This window comes from Mesorhizobium sp. M7A.F.Ca.ET.027.03.2.1, assembly GCF_003999175.1.
GTDB lineage: Bacteria > Pseudomonadota > Alphaproteobacteria > Rhizobiales > Rhizobiaceae > Mesorhizobium.
Genome location: NZ_RZOM01001438.1, coordinates 1 through 1,158, shown reverse-complemented (window position 1 = coordinate 1,158; position 1,158 = coordinate 1). Strand labels below are relative to the sequence as shown.

1 protein-coding gene is annotated in these 1,158 nt (G+C 62.6%); it reads left to right on the top strand.

Annotated features, from left to right (window positions below):
* Positions 1–82: 82 nt before the first annotated feature.
* Positions 83–1,158, top strand: a 1,076-nt coding sequence (locus tag EN750_RS35395; RefSeq protein ID WP_145968247.1) for a glycoside hydrolase family 25 protein, incomplete at its 3' end; no start/stop codon positions are given.

Below are 1,158 nucleotides of genomic sequence, written 5' to 3'. Positions count from 1 at the left end.
GTTTCCTGCGCATGTCGTTGCCCCAAAACCGCTGCATACTTTTGGCCGGCATGCGCTGGCGATCCTCGCTCTTGCGGCGACGATGGCGCTTTCGACGGCGGCAACGGCCTCGGATTTTTCCGAGCCGTGGAAGAACGCCGACCGCGCTCTGGTCGTCGATGCCTACGAATATAATTCCATCGACTGGGCCCAGCTCGCCACCGACAAGCGGGTCGTCGGCTTCATCAACAAGGCCTCCGACGGCATGCCGCCGGCCTATTTCTGCCTGGGCAACGACATTGAGGTAAAGCTTTGCAAGGCGCTGTGGAAACGTCATGCGGTGACGCGCGAACTGTTCCAGACGCGCCGGGTGGTGGCCAAGGCACTCGGCCTGAAATGGGGCGCCTATCACCTTGCCCGTCCCGGCAATCCGGTCGAGCAGGCGAACAATTTCCTCGATTTCGCCGAGCCTGCGCCGGACGATCTCATGGCTCTCGACATCGAGGGCAATGACCCCTCGCAATGGATGTCGCTCGACGATGCCGAGGAGTTCGTACGCCAGGTGCATCGGCGCATCGGCCGTTTCCCGGTGCTGTACACCAACGGCAAGACCGCCCGCTACATTGCCGACAACAGCTACCGATACCGGCTCCTGTCGCGGCTGCCGCTTTGGTATGCGCGCTACACCAACGACATCGACGTGCATTTTCCGATGGGCAACTGGCAAGGCTACGCACTGTGGCAGTTTTCGGCGCAAGCCAATTGCGGCCGTTTCCGCTGCCCTTACAGGGTTGCCGGCACGCCTAACGACATAGACGTGAATGTCGCGCCGACAGACGCCGCCACGCTGCGCACGCAATGGCCGTTCGGTGGGCTTATCGACGTGCCGCCGGACTATCTCGCCTCGATACCGCTACCGGTTTCACGCGAGGCCGGCCTCGCCGGCAATGTCACCATCACCTATGCGTCTGTGGCCGCGCCGCCGACTCTCGAGGACATGGTTACAGCGTTGGGCACACGCTGGTCCCGTTTCCGCGACGGCTTCCGCATGCCAGTCGTGAAGACGGTGCCGCGACGGCCAAGCTTCGGCATTGTGCAATATGTCGCCTGGAATCGGACCGAACGGCGTTCACCCGCACAACTCGACGCTGCCTTTGCCGTGTCCGATCCACTCAGCAC